This window comes from Mesorhizobium sp. P2_F8 (genome assembly GCF_056403655.1).
On sequence record NZ_JBFUFB010000079.1, the window covers coordinates 1 to 2,225 of the forward strand.

Sequence of the window (2,225 nt, forward strand, 5' to 3'; positions counted from 1 at the left end):
CCACTGTATGGGCGCTGGCGCTTGGAAGAGTCGATCACGCTTTCGCCCCCCACAAAGGGAAAAGCGATGCCACACCGCAACCCAATAGAATCCGAGCAGCTTTCAATGCTCGCTGCCGTACTCAAAGGCTACTGCGACGAAGCTGGAATCCCCGAATGGCACCCGGCAAGGGAACACTTCGGGCGGCGGCTCGTGAGCCTGTTTCGATCCGGGGTAATTGAGCCTGACGCTCTGAAAGCCAAGATGAACGATGGCTATGACGATTGGCTGGGCGAGATTGGCGCGACGGGTCATTTCATACCGCCCAAACTATCGTCCGAAGACCGTCTCGTAGGCGACAATATCTTGCCAGGATCGGACCGCAGAGGCAGACCAGCGGTCCGCGAAAACACAACGACTTAGCTGATTTCCTAGAGGATCATTGAAATGCGTCGGGTCCGCTGTCGACGGCTCCAAAAGCGCGAACGTTGCGCAGACTGGCCCGTGGCACCCGAATCTTGCTTCCCGAATTTATCGCACTGAAATGACCGAGCCCACTATACTGACAGCCGAAACACAGCATCATCAATAAGAAGGAAGCCCGCGCCTTCCGTCATGCCTAGCGCCTATTCGGCTTTCGGCGTGATCTCTTCAACCCGAACCTTGTCGCCGATCTCTTTGGCCATATCGAAGGCAGCCTGCTTGTCCTTCGTGGTCAGCGTGGTGCGTCAGTGCGGCTTCACACGCTGACGACGTAGGTTGTGGCCGGCTGGTCGATCATCGCCAGAACCGTTGCGTTCCTTCATTCTGCTTCACTTTAAATTAGCAGAAGCGCATAGCCGGTGGCAAGTGCGGGAAGGTGGCTGGCGCCCCTGCTTTTGACACTGAAAAAACTGAGGGGTACCAGCCTTTGCCGGCGGCACTTTGAGGGAAACGGCGCGAGTAGTGAGTGTATCGCTCTCGCCAGAGTTGTTGGAATAGAGCCTTTTGGATGAGGCCGCGCGGCAAACGCTGAAGCTTGTCTTAATGTGCACAGGCCAAACGGTCGCATGTCCGCTTTAGCGCAACCCTTGCATGATGACTTCGAACATTGCGCCGATTTCTTCATCGATCTCGTAAGCGCTGTAACCGTTGCAGTTCAGCGCTTGGTCAAAGAGACAAATGCGAGAAGCGCGCATTCTAGCCCGAATGCCCTAGTCGAAGCAGCCACACAGAGGGCTGGCCAGCGCGCGATCTAGCTGGCCGCTGTCCTGCACCGCCGACGCGTCTGGCGCGGCCAGGCTTGACCCATTGCGTGGCCGGCCGCTTCATGCCCTTGGGAGGCGGTCCTGCGTGCTCCTGGACTCGCTTCCATAGTCGTTCGCGGATGGCGCGGCTGGAGTTGATGAAGGCAGAACCGACATACTTGCCGGTTGCCCGATCGGCCATCAACGCGAAGGCTGGCTTGCCGGGCTCTCGCTCAACGCCAAGCAACTCGTATTCATCGGTCGCATAGGCTTGGTCTTAAGCCATGCCGTCGAGTTTCCGCTGCGATATTTGCCAGGATCTCGCGACGGTCTTCAAGAGGCATGTCGCGTAGGTCGTGGCCGTTCAGGTGCAGAAGATCGAAGGCGACGAAATAGAGGTCTTGCTGGCGCCGAGTGATCGCCTCCGTAGCGCGGCGAAGTCAGATAAGCCGGCGTCGTTCAGAACGATGATCTCGCCGTCGATGATGGCGCTTTCCACATCGAGCAAGGCGGCAGCGGCGGCTAGATCGCGATACTCCGACGTCCAGTCGAGTCCGCGGCGGGTGAAAATGCGGACGATGTTGCCGTCGAGAACGATCTGGGAGCGGTAGCCGTCGAACTTCACCGTGAATCCAGCCGTCGCCCTCGAGGCTTCTCCACCAGGGTTGGCATCAACGGGGGGATGAACTTCAAACGCATGAACTGTCTCGCAAGCCGCGATTCAATTAGCATGCGCTAAAATGGTTCCGGAACAATAGGCAAATTGGATGAGATGACCCGGCTCTCGCGATCGAGCAGCCGGGCCATAGGGCTAAGATCAGTAGTCGTTGTTGTTGTCGTCCTGCTGGATGATGACATGGCGATGCCGATGCATGGGACGGTCGGCCGAGCCCGTGATGACGACCGCATCGCGGCCGCCGTGATGCCGGCGCTGCCAGGCGCGCTGGCCATTGTCGTAAAACGCCTGCTCGCCATGATGGCGGTGATGGAGACGCTGTCCGTCCCGATAGATGACCATAC

At 58.4% G+C, this 2,225-nt stretch carries 3 protein-coding genes and 1 pseudogene; 1 reads left to right on the forward strand and 3 read right to left on the reverse strand.

The genetic code is table 11. The features are described from left to right. The coding region (locus AC1DZP_RS35915) for a hypothetical protein (protein WP_477309063.1) at positions 1 to 402 on the forward strand (402 nt) is incomplete at its 5' end. Between the two features lie 1,057 nt (positions 403 to 1,459). On the opposite strand, the gene AC1DZP_RS35920 is transcribed toward AC1DZP_RS35915, so the two are convergent. From AC1DZP_RS35920 to AC1DZP_RS35930, 3 genes and pseudogenes are all read right to left on the reverse strand, one after another. Next, complete coding sequence (locus AC1DZP_RS35920; protein WP_477309067.1) at positions 1,460 to 1,624, reverse strand: ATP-dependent DNA ligase; 165 nt, start codon at positions 1,622 to 1,624, stop codon at positions 1,460 to 1,462. Beyond that, complete coding sequence (locus AC1DZP_RS35925; protein WP_477309065.1) at positions 1,570 to 1,830, reverse strand: ATP-dependent DNA ligase; 261 nt, start codon at positions 1,828 to 1,830, stop codon at positions 1,570 to 1,572. The genes AC1DZP_RS35920 and AC1DZP_RS35925 overlap by 55 nt, the downstream gene beginning before the upstream one ends. 192 nt (positions 1,831 to 2,022) lie before the next feature. Further along, a pseudogene (locus tag AC1DZP_RS35930) lies at positions 2,023 to 2,225 on the reverse strand (hypothetical protein); the annotation flags it as partial.